Annotated in this window: 26 protein-coding genes, 1 tRNA gene and 1 riboswitch; of the genes, 17 read left to right on the forward strand and 10 right to left on the reverse strand. The window is 46.6% G+C overall.

Annotated features, from left to right (window positions below; translation table 11 throughout):
- Positions 1–47: 47 nt before the first annotated feature.
- Positions 48–123 (reverse strand) — tRNA-Thr (locus tag HP568_RS24300).
- Between the two features lie 176 nt (positions 124–299).
- Positions 300–1,169 carry a YitT family protein gene (locus HP568_RS24305; RefSeq protein WP_056492436.1) on the reverse strand — a complete coding sequence of 290 codons (870 nt, stop codon included), beginning with the start codon at positions 1,167–1,169 and terminating at the stop codon, positions 300–302.
- A 241-nt stretch (positions 1,170–1,410) separates the two neighbouring features.
- Between HP568_RS24305 and HP568_RS24310 the strand changes: the two genes are divergently transcribed.
- Positions 1,411–1,707 carry a Fur family transcriptional regulator gene (locus tag HP568_RS24310; protein WP_048034340.1) on the forward strand — a complete coding sequence of 99 codons (297 nt, stop codon included), beginning with the start codon at positions 1,411–1,413 and terminating at the stop codon, positions 1,705–1,707.
- A 63-nt stretch (positions 1,708–1,770) separates the two neighbouring features.
- On the opposite strand, the gene HP568_RS24315 is transcribed toward HP568_RS24310, so the two are convergent.
- Positions 1,771–2,613 carry an aldo/keto reductase gene (locus tag HP568_RS24315; protein ID WP_173630459.1) on the reverse strand — a complete coding sequence of 281 codons (843 nt, stop codon included), beginning with the start codon at positions 2,611–2,613 and terminating at the stop codon, positions 1,771–1,773.
- Positions 2,614–2,787: 174 nt separating this feature from the next.
- Between HP568_RS24315 and HP568_RS24320 the strand changes: the two genes are divergently transcribed.
- A complete protein-coding gene (locus HP568_RS24320; protein ID WP_048034342.1) occupies positions 2,788–3,147 on the forward strand; it encodes a winged helix-turn-helix transcriptional regulator in 360 nt (119 codons plus the stop codon).
- A 120-nt stretch (positions 3,148–3,267) separates the two neighbouring features.
- Here the strand turns inward: HP568_RS24320 and HP568_RS24325 are convergent, their stop codons facing one another.
- A complete protein-coding gene (locus HP568_RS24325; protein ID WP_217366756.1) occupies positions 3,268–4,104 on the reverse strand; it encodes a serine hydrolase in 837 nt (278 codons plus the stop codon).
- Between the two features lie 136 nt (positions 4,105–4,240).
- Here HP568_RS24325 and HP568_RS24330 point away from each other — a divergent pair, with 136 nt between their 5' ends.
- Positions 4,241–5,353 carry a GerAB/ArcD/ProY family transporter gene (locus tag HP568_RS24330; RefSeq protein ID WP_173630460.1) on the forward strand — a complete coding sequence of 371 codons (1,113 nt, stop codon included), beginning with the start codon at positions 4,241–4,243 and terminating at the stop codon, positions 5,351–5,353.
- 20 nt (positions 5,354–5,373) lie between these two features.
- Here HP568_RS24330 and HP568_RS24335 read toward each other — a convergent pair whose 3' ends face one another.
- A complete protein-coding gene (locus tag HP568_RS24335) occupies positions 5,374–6,054 on the reverse strand; it encodes a copper homeostasis protein CutC (RefSeq protein WP_173630461.1) in 681 nt (226 codons plus the stop codon).
- An 18-nt stretch (positions 6,055–6,072) separates the two neighbouring features.
- Positions 6,073–7,080 (reverse strand): asparaginase, encoded by a 1,008-nt coding sequence (locus HP568_RS24340; protein WP_173630494.1) that lies wholly within the window; start codon positions 7,078–7,080, stop codon positions 6,073–6,075.
- A gap of 172 nt (positions 7,081–7,252) precedes the next feature.
- Positions 7,253–7,296: riboswitch (PreQ1 riboswitch) on the forward strand.
- A gap of 92 nt (positions 7,297–7,388) precedes the next feature.
- On the opposite strand from HP568_RS24340, the gene queC reads away from it, so the two are divergent.
- From queC to HP568_RS24410, 14 genes are all read left to right on the forward strand, one after another.
- Positions 7,389–8,057 (forward strand): 7-cyano-7-deazaguanine synthase QueC, encoded by a 669-nt coding sequence (queC, locus tag HP568_RS24345; protein ID WP_048034346.1) that lies wholly within the window; start codon positions 7,389–7,391, stop codon positions 8,055–8,057.
- Complete coding sequence (gene queD, locus HP568_RS24350) at positions 8,057–8,545, forward strand: 6-carboxytetrahydropterin synthase QueD (RefSeq protein ID WP_015892823.1); 489 nt, start codon at positions 8,057–8,059, stop codon at positions 8,543–8,545. The genes queC and queD overlap by 1 nt, the downstream gene beginning before the upstream one ends.
- Positions 8,542–9,261 (forward strand): 7-carboxy-7-deazaguanine synthase QueE, encoded by a 720-nt coding sequence (gene queE / locus HP568_RS24355; protein WP_173630462.1) that lies wholly within the window; start codon positions 8,542–8,544, stop codon positions 9,259–9,261. Before queD ends, queE begins: the two co-directional genes overlap by 4 nt.
- A gap of 42 nt (positions 9,262–9,303) precedes the next feature.
- Positions 9,304–9,801, forward strand: a complete 498-nt coding sequence (queF, locus tag HP568_RS24360; RefSeq protein ID WP_007729714.1) for a preQ(1) synthase — start codon at positions 9,304–9,306, stop codon at positions 9,799–9,801.
- A 525-nt stretch (positions 9,802–10,326) separates the two neighbouring features.
- Positions 10,327–10,530 carry a hypothetical protein gene (locus HP568_RS24365; protein WP_173630463.1) on the forward strand — a complete coding sequence of 68 codons (204 nt, stop codon included), beginning with the start codon at positions 10,327–10,329 and terminating at the stop codon, positions 10,528–10,530.
- Positions 10,531–10,691: 161 nt separating this feature from the next.
- Positions 10,692–11,135, forward strand: a complete 444-nt coding sequence (locus HP568_RS24370; protein WP_048034349.1) for a hypothetical protein — start codon at positions 10,692–10,694, stop codon at positions 11,133–11,135.
- Positions 11,136–11,308: 173 nt separating this feature from the next.
- Positions 11,309–11,674, forward strand: a complete 366-nt coding sequence (locus HP568_RS24375; protein WP_048034350.1) for an HsmA family protein — start codon at positions 11,309–11,311, stop codon at positions 11,672–11,674.
- Positions 11,675–11,937: 263 nt separating this feature from the next.
- Complete coding sequence (locus tag HP568_RS24380; RefSeq protein ID WP_173630464.1) at positions 11,938–12,615, forward strand: hypothetical protein; 678 nt, start codon at positions 11,938–11,940, stop codon at positions 12,613–12,615.
- A 139-nt stretch (positions 12,616–12,754) separates the two neighbouring features.
- Positions 12,755–13,111: a group I truncated hemoglobin gene (locus HP568_RS24385; protein ID WP_173630465.1), complete on the forward strand. Its 357-nt coding sequence runs from the start codon at positions 12,755–12,757 to the stop codon at positions 13,109–13,111.
- A gap of 197 nt (positions 13,112–13,308) precedes the next feature.
- Positions 13,309–13,488: a hypothetical protein gene (locus tag HP568_RS24390; RefSeq protein ID WP_048034353.1), complete on the forward strand. Its 180-nt coding sequence runs from the start codon at positions 13,309–13,311 to the stop codon at positions 13,486–13,488.
- 25 nt (positions 13,489–13,513) lie between these two features.
- Positions 13,514–13,984, forward strand: coding sequence for a GNAT family N-acetyltransferase (locus HP568_RS24395; protein WP_048034354.1), 471 nt, complete (start codon positions 13,514–13,516; stop codon positions 13,982–13,984).
- Between the two features lie 55 nt (positions 13,985–14,039).
- On the forward strand, positions 14,040–14,327 hold the full coding sequence (locus tag HP568_RS24400; protein ID WP_173630466.1) for a hypothetical protein: 288 nt from the start codon (positions 14,040–14,042) through the stop codon (positions 14,325–14,327).
- Between the two features lie 36 nt (positions 14,328–14,363).
- Positions 14,364–14,927 (forward strand): signal peptidase I, encoded by a 564-nt coding sequence (gene lepB, locus HP568_RS24405; protein ID WP_048034356.1) that lies wholly within the window; start codon positions 14,364–14,366, stop codon positions 14,925–14,927.
- Between the two features lie 150 nt (positions 14,928–15,077).
- On the forward strand, positions 15,078–15,416 hold the full coding sequence (locus tag HP568_RS24410) for a YmaF family protein (RefSeq protein WP_082517251.1): 339 nt from the start codon (positions 15,078–15,080) through the stop codon (positions 15,414–15,416).
- A 44-nt stretch (positions 15,417–15,460) separates the two neighbouring features.
- On the opposite strand, the gene cydC is transcribed toward HP568_RS24410, so the two are convergent.
- From cydC to HP568_RS24430, 4 genes are read right to left on the reverse strand one after another with little or no spacing between them, the layout of a single operon-like run.
- A complete protein-coding gene (gene cydC / locus HP568_RS24415; protein ID WP_173630467.1) occupies positions 15,461–17,218 on the reverse strand; it encodes a thiol reductant ABC exporter subunit CydC in 1,758 nt (585 codons plus the stop codon).
- A complete protein-coding gene (gene cydD, locus HP568_RS24420) occupies positions 17,215–18,960 on the reverse strand; it encodes a thiol reductant ABC exporter subunit CydD (RefSeq protein WP_173630468.1) in 1,746 nt (581 codons plus the stop codon). The genes cydC and cydD overlap by 4 nt, the downstream gene beginning before the upstream one ends.
- The gene (cydB, locus tag HP568_RS24425; RefSeq protein ID WP_173630469.1) at positions 18,960–19,973 is read right to left on the reverse strand and encodes a cytochrome d ubiquinol oxidase subunit II; all 1,014 of its coding nucleotides are present in this window, start codon (positions 19,971–19,973) and stop codon (positions 18,960–18,962) included. The genes cydD and cydB overlap by 1 nt, the downstream gene beginning before the upstream one ends.
- Positions 19,963–21,378: a cytochrome ubiquinol oxidase subunit I gene (locus HP568_RS24430; RefSeq protein ID WP_048034360.1), complete on the reverse strand. Its 1,416-nt coding sequence runs from the start codon at positions 21,376–21,378 to the stop codon at positions 19,963–19,965. Before HP568_RS24430 ends, cydB begins: the two co-directional genes overlap by 11 nt.
- Positions 21,379–21,394 lie beyond the last annotated feature (16 nt).

Genomic DNA, 21,394 nt, shown 5'->3' on the forward strand with positions numbered 1-21,394 from the left:
CGCGCCATCAAGCGCTCCATTTCATTTCCCTACTACAGATTAAGTAGTGGTGCCGGCGATAGGACTTGAACCCACAACCCCCTGATTACAAGTCAGGTGCTCTACCAATTGAGCTACACCGGCATTTGATTTGTTTTTGGTTGTGTGCGTTTCATATGTGTCCCGCTCACGAGATTTAATATAGCACGTATAAATTTTAAATGCAATAGAAAATCTAAAATAATTTCATTCAAAATAAAAATCGAACAAAAAAAGAGCAGTGGAACGACTCCCCACCGCTCTTTTCTTCTATAATAATATTATCCCGCTCGAAAGCCCTCTCCCAACACTTCCTGAGCAGGGCATAAAATAATGAATGCATCTGGGTCCACGGATCGCACCATGATTTTCAGCTTACTCACTTCACTTTGGCTGACAACTGCCATGAGCACCTTACGCGCGTCTCCGGTATATCCACCAGCACCATCCAACAAAGTGACACCACGGTCCAAATCGTACAAGATGGTTTCTCTTAGCGTATCTGTTTCATTCGAAATGATATAAGCGACTTTGGATGTATTCCAGCCCATCTGAACAATATCAATCGTCTTGCTGGTCACAAACAACGCGATAAGTGCATACAATGCTTTTTCCGGATCGAATACAATCCCTGCAAACAAGATCACTAGTCCATCAAACACAGCTACACATGCACCCAAGCTAATTCCTGAATATTTGTGGAGGATTTGTGATGCAATTGAAAAACCGCCCGTCGATCCTCTCCCCCGAAATACGATACCAATCCCAAGTCCTACCCCGATTCCTCCATAAATACTTGCCAGCAGGAGATTCGTGGTTAACGGCTGTAGGTGACTGGTCAGCATGACACACAAAGGGAGAACAATCGAACCAACTGCCGCCTTCAAACTGTATTGCCGATCGAGAAGTTTGAATCCTAATAGAAACAAAGGAATATTCATTGCCCATTGCACCACTGCCGGAGAAAAACCAAACAAGTTGTGCAAAATCGTAGACAGCCCAGAAACGCCTCCAGAAGCAATTTGGTTTGGATTCAAAAACAGATTGAAACTAGTTGCCAATACTAGCGATCCTAGAACCAGCATGCCATATTCGAGCACTTTTCGCTGCGGACTGTTCATCTGGATTGCGGTTCGTCTTTTTCGTGCCACATGGTTCCACTCCTGACATTATCACGTAAGCAAAATCCGCACATACACTACCATGTTTTGGTCGAAAAGAAAACCCCTATTTCATTATCCCTCTTATGTAAGATTTACGCTTCCCCCAGAAACATGCACACGCAAACCCTGAGCTGGATAAGATATAGAAAGAAAAAGTTGACTACACACAAAATAAAAAGGATAATTATAATATAGTAATTATTATAATCTAAGAACGAGGTGACCTGTAATGGACCATCATATTGTCAGTGTCACACAACAAGTAAAGCATCTAGGAAAAAGATTAACCATCCAAAGAAGAGCCGTACTCCTTTTTATGCTTACCACTCGGAAATACTATACAGCCAAAGACGTATACCATGCTTTGAAAAACGAGATGCCAAACATCACACTCTCAACCGTCTACACCAGCCTGCGCTTTTTCGTGAAAATGGGGATTCTCAAGGAGCATGTTCACCACGACTCCCCCAATCAATTTGAATGTGTGGTTGCGATGGACGACATTCAGTTGCCAGAAGTCATTTGATTCCTTTTCCTCAACGCAAAAAACTCCTGATAATTTCAGGAGTTTTTTGTATGCGGTCAGCTATTAAAAATCAAAGTTATCCGGGTCTGGACCAACTCGGTGATTTTGGTTCAACGCATGAATCGTTTCCATGTCTTCTTTCGACAGTTCGAAATCAAATACGGATGCATTCTCAACGATTCGATGCTCTTTTGTCGACTTTGGAATGGTCACAACGCCATTTTGCAAATCCCAGCGTATAATGACTTGGGCAATGGACTTCCCGTATTTTTCTGCAATTCCTTTTAGTTCTGGATTGTCCAATAGCTGTCCTTGCATAAGCGGAGACCAAGCTTCAAATTGAATCCCTTGCTCCTGGCAATAGGCACGCAGTTCATCCTGGGACAGGCGCGGATGGAATTCCACTTGGTTTACCATCGGCTTAATCTCAGCGTCTTTAAGCAGTTCCTCTAAATGATGAACATGGAAATTGCTTACCCCGATAGCTTTTACCAACCCTTTTTTGTACAGCGTCTCCAATGCTCTCCATGCTTCTTTGAACTTTCCTTCTACCGGCCAGTGAATGAGGTACAAGTCCAGGTATTCCAGCCCAAGTTTTTTCAGGCTCGTCTCATATGCATTCAATGTGGACTCGTATCCCAAATCCGCATTCCATACTTTCGAGGTAACAAAAAGATCTTCTCGCGTGATACCCGCTTCCTGCAAACCTGCACGGATTCCACGGCCAACGCCTTCCTCGTTGTTATAAATAGCGGCTGTGTCGATACTGCGGTAGCCGTGCTTGATTGCTGTTTTTACAGCTAGCTCGAGCTCATGACCTTCCTCTACTTTAAAAACACCCAGACCCACCCACGGCATTTTTACCCCGTTGTACAGCGTAGTCGTATCTTGCAAATGTTTTGGCATAACTTGTCTCCTCCATCCTTGTTCTCTATGTTAGTATGACTGTTTTCAGCCACCTAATGTGCTTCATGTCGTTTGACAAGTGTTATTATGAGATAGACTAACGAAAAGTAAAAGTACGCACTTTTTTGTGTGATAGGCACCAAAAAGTACCTATCATTCAGGAGGAAATCAACAATGAAGAAGAAGTATAACATTTCAGTGGAAGCTACACTTGAGGTCATCGGCGGTAAGTGGAAATGCGTTATTTTGTGTCACCTGACTCACGGAAAAAAACGTACAAGTGAGTTGAAACGACTAATGCCCGGCATTACACAGAAAATGCTGACACAGCAACTCAGAGAGCTTGAAGACGATGGCATCATCAACCGGATTATTTACAATCAGGTTCCGCCAAAAGTAGAGTATGAGCTCAGCGAGTACGGCTGGAGCTTGAAAAGTATTCTCGATTCACTCTGCTTATGGGGCGAAAAGCATATCATTAAGGAATACGGTGACAAGTATGCTGTATTGGAAGAAAGTATCTTAAATCAATAATTAGAACGGGAGTAGGCAAATAAGGCAAAAGAGTTGGGCATTGCAATTATCGCCTATTCTCTACTTGAGCAAGGGATTCCAAGCAAGTTTTAGCCATAAACAAATGAAAAAGCTGCCGATCTAATCGACAGCCAGAATGGCGAAGTCATACACAGCTCTTCCCAGTAATCCTAGTGTGTTCAGAGCGGATTGAGCGGTTACCTCTTTAGATAAGGCCGTAATGGAAAAGCAGCGATTGTTCGTATACAGCAAGCCTACATCATGCTGTCTGCCGGTATCCCAGCCCGATTTACACGGCAGCTCCCATGCAGGATAATTGGATTCTTCCTCATTTGGCAATTGGGATGGCAGACCATTACGGACTTGCTGCTTTTTCATAATAGCGATCATCTCTTTGCAGGCGTGCTGAGACAGATAACTGCCCGTTGCCAAATGCCCCAGCATACTCGCAACATTCCCAGCGGTTATCGTATTGTTTTCTGTGACATCGAGTGGATAAATCATGAGTTTGCGTGAATAACAGCTTTGGCGCATTCCCAAATCAATCATGGTCTGATCAATCTGCGCTTTTCCTACCAAATCAATCAGCATATTGGTCGCCGTATTGTCGCTCTGAATAATCATGAGGGTCACCAAGTCGCGAATCGTTAGCTTCAAGCCTGGAGATAGCGCGTGCAAAATCCCAGATCCCCCCACCAGTTCCTCTTGGCGTAGAACAAGCTGATCATCCAATCGAAAATGCCCCTGCTCACTTGCCGCGAAAACGGCTGCCATGATCGGCACTTTGATTACACTCTCCGCAATAAACCGCTCGTTCGGTACATGTTCAAAACGGATTCCTTTAGCTACGCCTTGTTCCTCTACAACGACGCCCCAAGTCCCCTCCGCTTGTCCGATAATGGTCGACAACCTTTTTTCCAGCTCCACAGCTTTTCTTCCCTTCTCCTGTTGGCTCATCGTTTCTTGTCGCTTCCTTTTATCATACTATTCCGAAAACGAATCAGACAAGAGACCGCTCCTTCTTACTTTTCGTTTATCCATCCTGAACTTGGAAATAATACGTAAGATAAACCTACGGACAAGGTGAGGCATCATGCAGAACTCCGATAAGATTGGCAGCCGTCAATTCGTCATCCTCGTAACATTCATCACCATAGGAGATTCCATCCTGATCTTACCTACCGTACCTGCGACTGAAGCAAGTCACGATGGGTGGCTATCAGGATTGATCGGCATGGTACTGGGACTAGCCATCGTATACTTGTTTTGTGTAGTCGGTCGTATCTACCCCGAACAAACGCTGATTGAAAAGAACAAGCTCATATTTGGGCGTTGGCTCGGCACGTTCTTTTCTCTCTTCTTTTTGGGAGCTATATTACTCAACGGCGCTGTCTATATACGGACGATTGGGGATTTCATGACCACGCACATTATGAAGCAAACACCCATCCATGCTGTCATGTTTTTATTCGTTGCCTGTGCAATATTCGCTGTTCGATTAGGACTTGAAGCTTTTGCACGGACCAGCGAAATTTTTTTCCTCTGGTTTGTCTTTACATTCGTTATGTTTTTTCTTTTGTTAAGCCCTCAGTTCGAATTCAAAAACCTTCTCCCCTTCTTGGAAAATGGCATAAAGCCCGTCATAAGAGGAGTATTTGCAGTCACGGCTTTTCCCTTTTCGGAGCTGGTTATTTTTCTCATGATTACTCCACTCCTCGATGCAAAACATAAGCTCACATCTGCTTTTTTGCGTGGAGCCATTTACGGTAGTGTCTGTCTGCTTGCCGTCATTTTCTTATCGCTTTTGGTGCTCGGCCCGGAATTGGTTTCCCGTGAGACCTTTCCGAGCTACTCCCTCGCCAAACGAATCCATGTAGGGGAGTTCTTTCAAAGGCAGGAAGCGATGATGGCTCTCATGTGGTTTGTCTCCATTTATTTCAAAGTTGTACTGTATATGTATGGTTTCTGCGTGGGGATCAAGCAGCTTTTCCATTTACAGGGGCATCAGTCACTCACCTTACCCATTTGCGTCTTATATGTCGCCATTGCGATTATCATCGTTCCAAACGGAGCTTTCTTATACGAAACGTATACGTACTGGCCATTTTTTGATTTAACAAAAGGGTTCTTGTATCCGATAATTCTCATCGTCGGTTACTGGATACGGAAGCGAATGAACAACAAGCCGGCTACCCTGACGAAGTAAGGTATCGGCTTGTTCTATGCTTACAGTAGTTGTTTGATGACTGCCACTCGCTCTGCATCGACGTATCGAAGAGCCTGTCCTTCTTCTCGTACTGCCGATCCAAAATGAACCTCTTTGACACCCGTACGTTTCACGAGGTCTCCCACGTTAGCCAGCGACAATCCGCTTCCTGCCAAAATCGTGAGCTGCGTGTTCTCTGTCAGCTTGACGAGCTGCTCGATGCAATCAGCTCCCTCGATGGCGGTTTTTTGCCCCCCAGAAGTAAGAATGGTGCGCACTTGGGGATATTCCAGGAGAATACGCGCTGCTTCGATTTGATCCACAGCATCATCAAAAGCACGATGGAATGTCACATTCAAAGCACCTGACTCACCAAGCAATAGCTCCAATCCCCGCTGATCGAGCGTATTTTCTGGAGTCAGCATGCCAAAAACGACACCTGCTGCCCCAAGCTCACGGATGACACGTACATCCTGCTGCATGACCGCCAGTTCTTCTGCTGTATAGGAAAATGATTGGCTATGCGGTCGCACCATGACGTTTACCGGGATGGAAACCGCCTTGACCACTGCCTCAATCAATCCCCAGCTCGGAGTAATGCCTCCCTCCAAAATTCCCGAGATGAGCTCCAGCCTGTCAGCTCCGCCCTGCTCCGCACGTTTTGCATCCTCAACTGAAGTCGCAATCACTTCCACTAGCATGATACTTCCCCTCCGTTTTTAGCATTTGTTCAAAACAAAAACTGGTCGTTTCTCCCCTACCACCAACTGATTGTCGTTTTTAATAGCTTTTGGTGCCAGTGCATGCAGTCGGTCGATGGTTTCCTGATTATCATACTGAATCTGCTCCAAGATCGATGCGATAATAAGCGGCCATACTAATTCCGAACCATTCAGTACCTTAAGCGAGAAGCTGAGTCTCTCCTTTTTCAAAGCAAAGCCATATACACCCATCGCCCCGCCTTTAGCAATTATATTTTCATCCATTAAAAGTGCTGTGCAGATGAAGTTGTGGCTGGCAATGATCTCGGGACTACTCGTCATCCACCCTGTCACACTCTCTACTGCCTCACGCGTCGTGCGATCCTCGATCAGGTCCGGGCAAGCGAGCTTTAGATAGGCGATCGCCAGGTTCTTGAGCGGTAACGCAAAAACCGGGAAGCCACAGCCGTCGACACTTAGCTGAACCTGCTCTTTTGGATAGTCAGCCAGGTTGGCAAACACCTCCAATGCCTCCTGTTGCGCTGGATGCTCTGCCTTGTAGTAATCATGAGTGGAATATCCTTGATCCTTCGACAGCGCCAAGTACCCCAAATGCTTTCCCGCACAGTTATGAAAGAGTCTGCGTTTTTCTATGCCTTGGGACAAGCAAGCGAACTTCGGCTCCTCGTTGAGCGGATAAGTCGGGCAAGTAAGCAATTCGTCCTCCCGAATGCCGGTCTTTCGTAAAATCGACTCCAAGCCTTCCATATGATAGACTTCACCACGATGTGAGGCCGCAAAAAGTGCTGCTTCGCTGCTGTTCAGTCCGAATTTTTCATCAATTTTACGTTTGGCGATGGGAATGGCTTGAAAGGGCTTAGCTGCGGATCGCAATAAGGTGATATGGTTCTCATCACCTGCCTGATAAGCCACCTCTCCTTTTTCATTCACGCCGCACACGATGCCGTTATGTACGTTCTCCAGAATGCCGCCGCGATATTCTTCCACGAAAGGGACATCTCTCATCAAAATCACCCGCTCCACTCCATGTTGATCGATTATGAAAAAAACACTAGCAGTAGCACCTCCATCCGTCAATCTTTTTCCAAGCGATAATCCCCCCACTTTGGCGCTGATTGTTGTATAATGTCTCAAGGTGCCCATTTGGGTTCCACAAATAAGAAATCCGTGCATCTGCACGGGAGAGGTTCGCGAACTCCCTCTATAAAAAACTAAGCCGGATAACAGTACCTTTCTTTGGTATTGTTATTGTTTTTTTGCAGGAAAGTTCAAGAACTCTCTTTCTTCGATACTTCAAAAGGAGATGGAGAGCAATGAAAAAGGAAAAAGCCGTTGTCGTCTTTAGCGGAGGTCAGGACAGCACTACCTGCCTGTTTTGGGCGAAAGAGCAATTCGGCGAAGTAGAAACCCTCACGTTTGATTACGGGCAGCGACACAAGCTGGAGATCGAGTGCGCCCAGCAAATTGCCGCAGAACTCGGCGTCAAAAACTCCGTATTGGACATGAGCCTGTTAAACCAGCTCGCGCCCAATGCACTCACCCGCACAGATATTGATATTACCCAGGAAGAAGGCCAATTGCCATCCACGTTCGTCGACGGACGCAACTTGTTGTTCCTTTCCTTTGCGGGCGTCTTCGCCAAGCAACGAGGAGCACGTCACTTGGTTACCGGTGTATGCGAAACGGATTTTAGCGGATATCCCGACTGCCGTGACGCCTTTATCAAATCACTCAATGTGACATTGAATTTGTCGATGGACTACCCGTTTGTGATTCACACGCCGCTCATGTGGCTGAACAAAGCACAAACGTGGAAGCTGGCGGACGATCTGGGTGCCTTCACCTATATTCGCGAAAATACCCTCACCTGCTATAACGGCATCAAAGGGGACGGCTGTGGCGAATGCCCTGCCTGCCACCTGCGAAAAGCCGGACTGGACACGTATCTTTCCGAGAAAAATCAACCTGGAGAAAAAGCCTGATGAGTGCGAACTTTGATTTTCGTATCGTCGACCGCATGCAGGCACTGGGTACCCATATTCAAAAATCACAGCTTCGCTACCATAACAAACGCGTTTTGGTAAGCAAGGAATTTACTTTTGACGCTGCACATCATCTGCACGCCTATGAAGGAAAGTGCAAAAACCTGCACGGCCATACGTACACGGTCGTATTTGGCATCAGTGGCTTTCCAGACGAGATCGGACTCGTGATCGATTTCGGTGACATCAAGCAAATCTGGAAAGAGCACATCGAAATTTATTTGGATCATCGCTATCTGAATGAAATGCTTCCTCCGATGAATACCACCGCCGAAAACATGGTCGTGTGGATTTTCGAAGAGATGGAAAAACAATTGCAGTCAGATGCCTACCGTGACCGCTACGACGGCGCTCGGGTGGAGTTCGTTCGCCTGTTCGAGACACCGACCAGCTATGCAGAGGCAAGACGGGAGTGGATGATGGAATGATCCCGGTCTTGGAAATATTCGGTCCTACGATTCAAGGCGAAGGAATGGTTATCGGACAAAAAACGATGTTTGTTCGAACTGCTGGCTGTGACTATCGTTGCAGTTGGTGTGACTCCGCTTTTACATGGGATGGATCTGCCCGTGATGAAATCCGGCAAATGTCGCCCGAGGCGATCTGGGAGGAGCTCACTCGCTTAGGCGGGGACCGTTTTTCCCATGTCACAATCTCCGGGGGAAATCCTGCGCTTTTGGCTGGCATCGGTGACTTAATCGCCCTTTTAAAGGAACATGGCATTCGCACAGCAGTCGAAACACAAGGCAGCAAGTGGCAAGCGTGGCTACCACTCATTGACGACATTACAATTTCACCAAAGCCGCCTAGTTCCGGGATGGAAACAGATTTTCTAGCGCTTGATCGAATTGTGCACGAGCTGTTGGAACAAAAACATCCAGGACTTAGCCTGAAAGTCGTTGTTTTCGACGACGCCGACTTTGCCTATGCACAGACGATTCATCAGCGCTATCCAGATGTTCCTTTCTACTTACAGCCAGGAAACAGTGATCTGACGGACGCTGATACGTCTCGGCTTCGGGAAAAGCTTTTGGAGAGCTTTGAATGGCTGATTGATCAGGCGATGGCGACACCTGACATGAATGACGCGAAGGTTCTTCCCCAACTACATGCGCTTGTTTGGGGCAATAAACGAGGCGTTTAAACGATATTTTACTCTCATGGAAGAAAAGAGGACTGTACTCATATGGCACATCAACAAGAACGCGATTTATCCTCCCTCACTCTTTTGGGGAATCAAGGCACAACGTACAACTACTCCTATGACCCTAGCGTACTGGAATCTTTTGACAACAAGCATCCGTACCGCGATTATTTCGTAAAATTCAACTGCCCTGAATTCACCAGCCTGTGCCCGATTACCGGCCAACCAGACTTTGCGACGATCTATATCAGCTACATTCCTGACATCAAAATGGTAGAGAGCAAATCGCTCAAGCTGTACTTGTTCAGCTTCCGCAATCACGGCGATTTCCACGAGGATTGCGTGAACGTCATCATGAACGATTTAATCAAGCTGATGGACCCACGCTACATCGAGGTATGGGGCAAGTTCACTCCGCGCGGCGGCATCTCGATCGATCCGTATTGCAACTACGGGAAGCCGGGGACGAAATACGAGGAGATGGCAAGCCATCGGATGATGAATCATGATATGTATCCAGAAAAAGTGGACAATCGGTAGAGCGAGCAGGTTATGAGAAAAGGAAAACCCTTATTATTTTTTAAGGGTTTTTCTTATTTTTCTTCGGCTTCAACGGAATTACTTCATCTCAAGAATGGTCCCTCCGTGATATGATTTACATATAATCCCATACACTTTAGGAAGGATGCTCTTGTGGATATTTCCCTTTACCTATTTGTTGCGTTCGCTCTGGCTCAACTTGCGAATAGAATCTACACATACAGACTCACTCGGTACAACCTGGATAGCTTTGGAATATCCAGTATCGGTATGATCATGAGTTTTCTGTATGGTTATTTTCATAGCCGCAAATATACATAATCCATACAGGTAAATGTCGGTCTGCCCCACGTTGTTGCGGAATCATGGTTACGTGGATTTCCTCGGAGAATCGTTCGTTCTGGGCACGAAAAACCCTTATTTACAATAAGGGTTTTTTTCCTTTTCCAATTGGAAATCAAGGTCATGATCGTTGGTGTGATTCTACTCCTTCTGCTACGGTTTACTGCGGAAGGAGGTGATATTATGACCAAGTATCTGTATTTTTACGCAAGTTTCGAAGATGCAGCGCGACTCAATCGGGAGTTGATTCAGCTAGGCTACAGGAATTACTATTTGGAGCCGCACGAACACCTGGTTGCTTTTGTTTTCGAGCCTGTGACCGAGGTGAGCCACGCCATCTTGAAACACTTGTTTGATGCAGATGATCTGTCACAACTAGAAAACTAACTCTGCAGGGCTGGTGCTCCTCGAAAGGGGCATCAGTTCCTATTCCATGTATTCCTTTAAAATGGGCCTTTATTATGTATATTTCTCACCTGAAAATATTGCTAATTTTTGGATGCAAAGGTAATGTATTATTAAATACCAATAAATTGGAGGTGGTAATAATGAAAAAATTTATTCAAACCACACTTCTCGCATTATCTGCCATGCTTGTTATTCCGACAAGCACAATAGCTAGCAGTCCCCAACCACAGTCTACAGAAGCGGTTGCTCCTGTTTCGAAAACCACAGAAGTTTTGCGTTACACTAAATTAGGGAGTAGAAGCTCTGTTGACTCTAAATTGTTCGATATTCAGTCACCTGGAAAGATTACTGTTCATGTAACGCAGAAAAGCAGGCTTTCCTCCATTAAACCCAACTTGACCTATCGAATCTTGAGTTTTGGTCCAGATGGATCTAGTGGAACATTGGGTACTGGACGCTTTGAGGGTAGCGGATCCTTTACTTTTACAAGCTCCGAAGAATTACCCGCAGGAAAATACTATATATTGGTAAGGAACACTGGAATCGGGAGAGCAGTTGGAACCGTATCGGTGACAATTCCTTAAATGTTTGGATTATTCATGGAGGCTTTCGCATATGAAAGCCTCTTTTTTCTACGCAACTAGTTGCTGACGAATACTTACTCTAGACACTTAACGATTGTGTTCATCTCTCGTTCATATTCAACGATTACACTTACAAGCGTAGTCAAAAGAAATGATACAGGAGATGATCTAACATGTTAACAGCAGCTGTCATTTTTATAAATCTCGCTCTACTTGCCTACACGATTGGCGTATGGAGCGAAAGACGTTCTGGAGAACTAAAGCTGACCCATCTTATCTTTTTTGGTTTCGGTTTAGTATTCGATACCATTGGAACTACCTTTATGAAATTGCTCGCTGAGAGCTCCAGCTTAAATTTGCATGGCATTACTGGGTTGATCGCTCTGATCTTGATGTTTTTCCATACAGTGTGGGCGTGTGTCGTACTGTGGAAAAAGAAAGAAAATCAGATCAAGCAATTCCATAAATTTAGCCTGATCGTATGGATTTTATGGCTTGTGCCTTATTCCATTGGTGTGGCTCTAAGCTTTATGAAATAGGAATACTCTCTATTACGCACCGCGCGCGGACAATCTACCCTTACCTCAACCCTCTCAACTGATGAGAGGGTTATTTGCTTTTCTCACGCCTGTTCAACATATTGTCAACTTTGCGTGCCATTCGACAATATCTCCTAAAGTAATCAGAACGATAATCGTATAAAATGTAATAAATTGGTATTTTTAGAAATATACAACTTTTTAACTGCGACTCGATGATTGTTTTCTAAACAACATTCACCATTTCAGAAAGGTTGATGCTCATGTTTAAAAAAGCACTTATTATCCTGTCATTAAGTTCAGTCGTCGTAGTACCCTCTCTAGCCACACAAGTCCAAGGGGCAGCGCTCCCTACACAGGAAAAAGCAACCACCTACGCTTCCAATAAAAACATCAGAAACGCCACGTATGGTGAAGAAATCTGGGTGTCGCTTACCTCACCTATTCCAGCCGGATGGGTTATCGTTAGAACTTTAGGAACGCAAAACCTGATCAGGAATGTGAACGGTGCTTCTTATGGCACGGAGGTAGAGGTGCTGCTCGCTTCGCCTATCCCAATCGGATGGGTCATGGTTCGAGCCTTTAGAGGATCGAATGTAATCAAAAATATGAACGGTGCTTCTTATGGTACGGAGATAGAGGTGATGCTCGCCTCCCCTATTCCTGAAGGATGGGTCATGGTGCGAGCCTTTGGAGGATCGAATGTAATCAGGAATGTGAACGGTGCTTCGTACGGCACGGAGGTAGAAGTGATGCTCGCTTCGCCTATCCCAAAAGGATGGATCATGGTTCGAACCTATGGAGGATCGAATGTGATCAGAAATGTCAATGGGGCTCCTTACGGAACACAGATTGAGGTACTGCAAGCCTCGCCTGTTCCTGAAGGATGGATCATTGTCAGTTCAGGTGGAAATTCGAAAGTGATCAGGAAAGTTGGCTAAAGCAAAGCCCACATAGCATGCATCTAGTCCGCAAGCTGACGTCGAAACGCAATCGGCATCAGCTTGCGGGCTTTTCTTTAATAGGTTTCCAACAATGGTGGAATATATAAGGGAAGCAAACGTCCTAAGGAGGCCAATAATGAGCACGTTTTACGAGAAATATGGTGGGGAAGATACGGTCGCAAAAGTAGTGGACTACTTTTATGATTTAGTTTTAGCTGATGACACCGTGAACCACTTTTTCAAAAACACCGATATGGAAAAACAGCGTAAACACCAAACAAAGTTCATCAGCTATGCCCTCGGTGGTCCGAATCAATATTCTGGCCAGTCCATGGCAAAAGCTCACGAAGGAATGAATCTGCAACCCATTCATTTTGATGCTATCGTTAAGCATCTGCGTGATGCCTTGACTCACTTTGGTGTCAGCGAAGAAGATATTGCCGATGCTCTCGGCAAAGTAGGATCACTACGGGATGATATTTTGTATAAATAACCGAGCATCAAAACGCATGATGTAATGGTTCAGGGAACCACTCGACCAAGTGAATTATGCTCCTCTCAGTGGCCCTTCGTTTTCGATTGGCCATTTTTAGTTTGTTCATACACATTTTGTAAAACTCTTAGCAACTCTATTCTCTTTATTACGTATATGATAGGAGCAACATATCAACAATGGAGGCAGATTCTCAAATGGAAGATCAATATTATGTTGGTTGGGGTACATTGGCCCTCATCAACGCTGGACTAGCTCAAGGAAAAAATCGTAGCGGTCTTAATTGGTTTTTTCTTTCTTTAATCCTCGGTCCTATCGCAACGCTAATCATAGTAGTCTGGGAAAAACTGCCGGAGCAGAAAGACTTGTCACAGTGATTATATTGATAAGGAGACACGCATGATGAAAATCCGAAATGTAGAAGAGCAAGACTACCTCAAAGTTATTACGGTTCTCAACGATTGGTGGGGTGGGCGACAAATGTCTGATATGTTACCCAAGCTGTTTTTTATCCATTTCCAGCCAACGAGCTTTATTGTTGAAGAGGATGGAGAAGTTATCGCTTTCCTCATCGGCTTCTTGTCCCAGACGTTCCCCGGAGAAGCTTACATTCACTTCGTTGGGGTACATCCAGACAAGCGAAAAGATGGATGGGGCCGCGAATTATACCATCATTTCTTTCAAACCGTAAAACAAAAAGGATGCGATACGATTCGATGCATTACCTCCCCTGTTAATAAAGGCTCAATCTCCTTCCACACGAAGCTAGGTTTTGCGGTTGAAAAAGGAGATCAAATGGTGGATGGAATCGATGTGACTTCTAATTATGATGGAAAAGGGAACGACCGGGTTACTTTTATAAAAAAGATCTAATCTTATGACCACTCGTCATTATCGTCTACACTATCCAAAAAAGTAGGTCGTTCACATGCTGAAAGCACTTGGTTTTGGCGCTGTTTTGCAGATTCTCTGTATGATCATAGCGATGACGACAGGGAACATCGATCAGGCTGGCAATTATGCTGAGTATCTTGCGTTTGGTCTCCTTACACTAGCTGGATTAATGGTCTATAACGCCCTTAGCACTCCCTCAGCTTATTACCAAGAACATGAAGTGCAAGATTATAAAAGCAGATGGAAATGGACCTTAATTTCGTTTGCTTCACAAGCTTCTCTTCTCATTTCCGTAACCAAGAAGCACCATTTCACGTACTAATCAATAGCCACACCAAGTAATTTTTCACGTGGAAGGATGCGGTCTGAATTGAAAAGTGTAAAAGAAATATGGGGCTGGACCAAAACGTTGGGCATCTCCCTTTCACTTGCGTTGCTGGTTAACATATTTGTTCTCCAACCTTTTAAAGTAAATGGACAATCGATGGAGCCCACATTGCAAAACGCCGAACGCATCTATGTGTCGAAATTGTCCCACACATTCTCTTATCTCCCTGAGTACAACGATATTGTAGTGATCGACAGCCGTGTAGACCGGGATCGTACGTTAAAAGATGACATCCTTGAAAATCCTCTGCTCATGCTCGCCATGGGGAATAGCGATGCCAAAACATTCTGGGTAAAACGAGTCATTGGCAAACCTGGCGATACTTTGGAGTTTAAGAACGAGAACCTGTATCGGAATGGGCAGCCGTTAAACGAGCCGTACATAAAAGAAAAGATGGTCGACGTACCTGATTCCAAAATCGTCATACCGGAAAACCATGTGTTTGTGATGGGAGATAATCGTAACAATAGCGATGATAGTAGAGTCATTGGCGTGATTCCACTCGATCATATCATGGGGAAAAAACTGTTTTAATCAGACGAGAGCCTTCTCCAATGAGGAAGGCTCTTTTGCTTTTCGTGTTCTGCATTTGCAAGTTATGAAACGGCATAGACGAATGTCCGTTTCGAAACGCCTGACGAACGCATTTATTAGTGATAAATGATTGTAAAGGGGCGTTTCTTAATGAGCTCTCAGCACTCTCATTCATTACGCTTTATACGATTTGCTGATCGACCTGGGCATTTTCATGGGTATGATACACTAACAAGCATTTCGGATCGTCATCGTCATCGAATACGTGGCAGAACGTCGCCCCCAGAAGGAATGAGAGATCGGCACGTCCATTACTACGAAGGCACGACCACGTTTGATGATGGACATGTGCATCACTACAGGGGATGGACGAGTCCGCCTATTCCGTTGCCAGACGGAAGTCATTACCACGAGTTTTCAGGGCAAACCACTTATGATGACGGGCACACTCATTACTACCGGGGTGTAACCAGCGAGGCCTTATCTTAAGCGAAAAAGGCTGTCCCTCTTTGGAACAGCCTCTCTTCCCCTTCTTATTTTTCCAACACTGGCGCCAATGGACAGTCCAATGTATACAGGTTGCGATACCTTGGATTGTCCTGATACAACTGCTCATGTGTCCCTCGCATTGAGATGAATCCCTGCTCCATAAAAATGATCTCGTCCATTTGCTCTACTCCGCTCAAGTGGTGAGTCACCCAAATCAATGTTTTCCCTTGCAAGACACGGAAGATCGTTGCCATCAGATCGCTTTCAGTCAACGGATCTAATCCCACCGTGGGCTCGTCAAGGAGAACAATTGGCTTGTTTTGCAGCAAAATCCGGGCAAGGGCTATACGCTGCCTTTCTCCGCCAGAGAAGCGCAGACCGGTCTCCTGCATCCGTGTTTGATAACCGTCCGGTAGGGATTCAATCAGTTGATCCAGACCGACTTGAGCTGTCACAGCACGCACTTCTTCATCGGAGGCATCGGGTCGACCCAGCCTGATGTTGTTGGCTACGGTTGTGTCAAACAAATACGGCTGCTGATTCAACACGGAAAACAAACAAGCAGAAGTCTCCTCTGACTGGACAGGCTGCCCATTTACGGTCACCTGACCTGCTTGTGGCTGTATGGCACCTCGAATCAAGTTTAGTATCGTCGATTTACCCGCTCCGCTGCGACCGAGCAACGCGACTTTCCCCCCTTGAGGCACCTCAAACGACACATCCTGCACACTCAAACTGCTGGCATGTGGGTAGCGAAAATGAACATGATCGAGCTTCAAACTACCTCCGGCTTGATTAGCCAGCTTTTCCTTCTGCGCTTCCGTAATGGTTGGACGACTGCCCTCGATCTCCCGAAGCCGCTCCAGAGACTCCTTGTATTCTGGCATTCGCACAACAGCGTCAGAAATACGGGCAAACGCATCCATCAACGGAAAGGCGACCAGTCCAATCGCAGCAACCAACGTAGCGGGAATCTGATCCGCAGCGGCAAGTCCGCCCGCCCAGATGACCAATAAGACAATAGCCCCACCGATTGCACACTGCGACATCCACTGGACGCGCCATTCTCCGCGTCGAATGGCGTTTTCGATTTGGGTAGCTGTCTTTTGCCGTCTTGTAAACAACTGGAGAAACTGCTGCGTACGACCACTGAGAATCCAGTCACTCATGCCAAAAACAGCATCGGTCAGCTCCCGGTATGCTGCCTGTCTCTCCTGCTTGAACCGACGACTCTTGGCAATGGATGACCACAAGACTACCGCGGGTGCAACAAACAGCAGAAAACCACAGTACAACGCCATCAGCAGCGCGAACATCCCGTCCATTCTTCCCAGTGCTACAATACCTGCCCCATAGAGGAAGACCGCCGAGACGGCTGGCAGCACAAAGCGCAGATAAACATTCTGTAGTTGCTCAATGTCATCCGCTAGTACACCAAGCAAATCTCCCGTACGAAAACGAGTGCCAAGGAGCTGATCTTGCGGCTCGATGGCCTGATACAAACGCACACGCATACGCGATAACACACGCAAAGCTGCATCGTGCCCAACCAAACGCTCCAGATACTGAATGACTGCTTTGCTAAAACCAAATGCCCGGACAAGTACGATGGGAACATAGACCATTAAGACGTTTTCGGGCTGGAGTGCGGAGCGAGAAATCAGATACCCGGACGTATACAGCAAAGCACCCGCGCATGCCACTGCCAAGGTTCCCAGCAAAGCCGCTGCGGCAAACTGCCAGAAAAACTGGCGAAAGTATGGAAGAAACCACCCCTGATTGCCTTCTCGCGCTTCCTTCATCCTTTCTCCCCCTTGGCACCAGCTGTCAACAACCGATAAAATACACTTTTTTGTGCAACGAGCTGTTCATAGGTCCCCACTTCTACCAGCCGTCCCTGGTCGATTACCCAAATCCAATCCATGTCTCGCATCCAATGCAAGCGATGCGTGGCCAAAAATACGCGCCTGTCCCCCAACACCGACAACATGGTCTGTTTGAGCTCCCATTCCGTTTCAATATCTAAGTGAGCAGTCGGTTCGTCGAGCAAAATCACTGGTCGGTTACCAAGCAGTGCACGTCCCAATGCAACCCGCTGTGCCTGTCCGCCGCTTAACGTGCGTCCCCCTTCGCCAATGATTTCGTCACAGCCATTTGGCAAGCTGTCCACCAGCTCTCCCAGACCAACATCACGAATCACTTGCTCCACCTGTTCCTGCGTCGCTTCCGGCTCATAGAAGCGAATGTTATCCGCCAACGATTGATTGAACAAATACGGATGCTGTGGAATGTAAGCGATTTGCCGCTGCCACTCCTGCTTCGCATCCCCCGTAATGGGTTGCCCATCTACTTGTACCACGCCAGCTTCGGGATCAGAAAAGCCGCCTAGCACTCCAAGGAGGGTTGATTTTCCAGCCCCGCTCGCCCCTACAATGCCCACTCTTCTCATGTTGCTGCCCAATTCCGCAGATACCTGACCCAGTACCTGTCTTCCATCCTCACCGACGACACGAATATCGGACAAGGTAATCGTTCCATCCAAAACACCTGTCAGAGACGTCTGGCTATCTGTTGCTTGTGGCTCCGCCTTATGTTCATCCGTGGCGGCACTATCGATAATGGTACGAATAGTCCCCAACGCTTCCTTGCCATCCAATGAGGCGTGGTAGTCCGATCCCAGCATCCGTACTGGCAAAAAGTATTCCGGTGCAACAATCAGGATGACCAATGCCGTTTCAAATCCAAAGTTTCCTTCAATCAGCCGCAACCCAAGACCAACCGCCACAAACGCAACTGACAGCATGCTGAAGAAGTCGAGTGCCAATGAAGACAAAAAGGCCACCCGCAACGTACGCATCGTAGCAGATCGATATTGATCGCTCACTCGCCCGACGGTTTCCCCATGGTCTTTGCTACGTCCCAAAAACCGGAGCGTCGCAAGCCCGCGAAGCGAATCGGTGAAGTGATGGGATAGCATTCGATACGAACGCCATTGTTTGTCTGCCTGTTTACGCGCCGCCAGACCAAGTACGATAAAAAATCCAATGAGAACAGGCATCGTTACCGTCAGAATCAGTCCAGAAATCACATCTTGCATGTAGACAAATGCCAGAAGCGGAAACGTAACAAAAACCATATCCAGCGTACGCGGAACAGACAACTCCAGGTAGGTGCGTACACGCTCTACACCTTCTAGGACAAGCGTAACAAGTTTTCCGCTTCCTTCACTGGCGGCAAAACGTGGACCACGCGCGAACAATCGAGATAGAACTCGCTCTTGCAAAGACTCACTGGAAGCTTCAGCAAAACGGCCAGCGACTTTCTTTTGCAGCCAAACGATGGTATGACGAGCGGCTATCATGACCAAAAACAGTGCAAGCGGCTGATACGCCATCTGAACGGCTTGACCTTCAAACAAGATTGCGATCGACTTCGCCAAGAGTAGTGCCTGACCGATAATCGCCGCACTTTGCAGGAGGGAAAGACCGGCTAGCAGCAGCATAACCGGTCGGATTCCTTGTAAGCGGAACAATTCCTTGTCCATTAGTACTCCAAATGATCCTTTTCAGTGACTCGTTTGTGGAAAACGAAGTAGCTCCACGCCTGATAGGCAAGCACAAACGGTAAAAGCACTGCTGCAACAATGGTCATTGCTTTTAACGTGTAAGGACTCGAAGCTGCATTATAGAGGGTCAAATCAAACGCGCTATCAATCGTGCTGACCATCACCCGTGGGAACAAGCCGATAAACATCGAGACAAACGTCAAAAGGATCATCGCACCTGTCATCCCGAAAGCCCATCCTTCCCGGCCTTGTCTCAAGAAGTGACGAGCCAGTACAAAAGCCACAACACCTAAGAGTACGGCTGCTGTCAACAAAATACCCTGGCGCTCAAAGAGATCGGTTACCATGAATGTCCACCCTACAAGCACCGCCATGAGAACCGCTTGCATCGGCAACAGCTTTGCTGCCAGTACACGTGATTTTTCACGCAGCTCGCCCACGGTTCGTAGCGAGATGAAGTTCAGGCCGTGCAACAAGCATAGTCCTGTAACTGTCACACCTGCCCACAGCGAGTAACCATTCACAATGTCAGAGAAGCCAGCAGTCATTTCCATATTCTGATCAATCGGCACACCCTTCACGAGGCTGGCAAAGACCATTCCGAACAACATTGGCGGTACAAAGCTTCCAATCAGAATCGCTGCGTCCCACGTCTTTTTCCAAGCCTCGCCTTTCCCTTTGCCTCTAAATTCAAATGCTACGCCGCGTCCAATCAACGCAAGTAGAATCAGCGTAAGCACGAGATAATACCCGCTAAACATCGTGGAGTACCACTCCGGAAACGCTGCAAACATCGCACCAGCGGCTGTAATCAGCCAGACTTCATTGGCATCCCAGAACGGGCCAATCGTATTGATCAAAACCCGGGTTTGCAAATCATTTCGTGATAGCAGACGTGTCGCCATTCCGACACCAAAGTCGAAGCCTTCGAGAAAGAAAAATCCGGTAAACAGAACGGCAATGAGCAAGAACCACAGTTCATTAAGCTCCATAACGTTCACTCCTTACACGATCAAATGGGTCCTGAAGCTGTAAATCCTCTACATCCCCATGACTATCCATATCCGGTCCTTTTTTGGCCACACGAGCAAACAGATAAGCCAAGAGACACAGCAGGATGAGATAAATCGTCGTGAAGGCGATGAGAGAAAACCATACCTCTCCTGTGCTAATGCTTGGCGAAACTGAATCTTCAACACGCAGTAGCCCGAATACCGTCCACGGCTGACGCCCTACCTCCGTCATAATCCACCCTGCCGAGTTTGCGATGAATGGCAACGAGATACCCGCAACCATCAACTGCATGAACCGCTTGTTTGGCTGTTCCAGCTTTTTGCGTAAAGCGAGATATGCCCCGTACAAAGCCAGCAAAATCATTGCACTACCGCCCGCTACCATGATGCGGAAGCTCCAGAAGGTCGTCCGAACGGGTGGAATGTAGTTTCCTGGACCGTAGGTTTTCTCATACTCTGCTTGCAATTCCAACATGCCCGGTACAGAACCTGAAAGTGAATTGTACGTCAGGACGCTAAGCAGATAAGGAATCTTTATTTCAAAACCGTTTTCTTGTTTTTCTGGATCAATCGTTGCAAAAACTGTCCAAGGTGCTGGATCTGAGCTTGTTTCCCAGAGCCCTTCACTCGCTGCCATTTTCATCGGTTGGGTAGCAACCAAATACTGTGCCTGACCATGACCGAATTGAGCAATAGCAAGAGAGGAAATCAATGCTACCACGATCGCAATTTTGAAAGATTGCACAAAGAATGTAACGTCTTGTTTTTTCAACAGCTTCCAAGCACTGATACCTGCTACCAGGAAGGCACCTGTCGCAAATGCCGCAAATACGGTATGCGGGAATTCATATAGTAATTGTCCATTGGTAAGGAGAGCGAAGAAATCGACCATCTCTGCACGTCCGTTATTGATAGCGAAGCCGACTGGCTGCTGCATGAACGAGTTGGCTGCCAAAATCCAAAGAGCCGAAAGAATCGTTCCGATGGATACGAGCCAAATACATGCGAGATGCACACCTTTGGACAAACGATCCCAACCAAACACCCAAAGCCCAATAAAAGTCGATTCGAGGAAAAATGCTAAGAGGGCCTCAATCGCTAGCGGTGTTCCAAATACGTCGCCGACGAATCGTGAGAAATCAGACCAGTTCATCCCAAATTGGAACTCCTGCATGATCCCTGTCACAATCCCGACAGCAAAATTTATGAGCAAAAAGGTTCCCCAAAACTTGGCCATTTTTTTGTACAAGTCATTCTTTTTTACCACATACATCGTTTCCATAATGGCTACTAATAATGAAAGCCCGATGGAAATCGGCACAAAAACAAAATGGAAGATAGTCGTTATCGCAAATTGAAGTCGTCCCAAATCCACTATATCCATGTACAAGATCCCTTTC

It is taken from the genome of Brevibacillus sp. MS2.2 (genome assembly GCF_013284345.1).
Taxonomy (GTDB): Bacteria; Bacillota; Bacilli; order Brevibacillales; family Brevibacillaceae; genus Brevibacillus; species Brevibacillus brevis_C.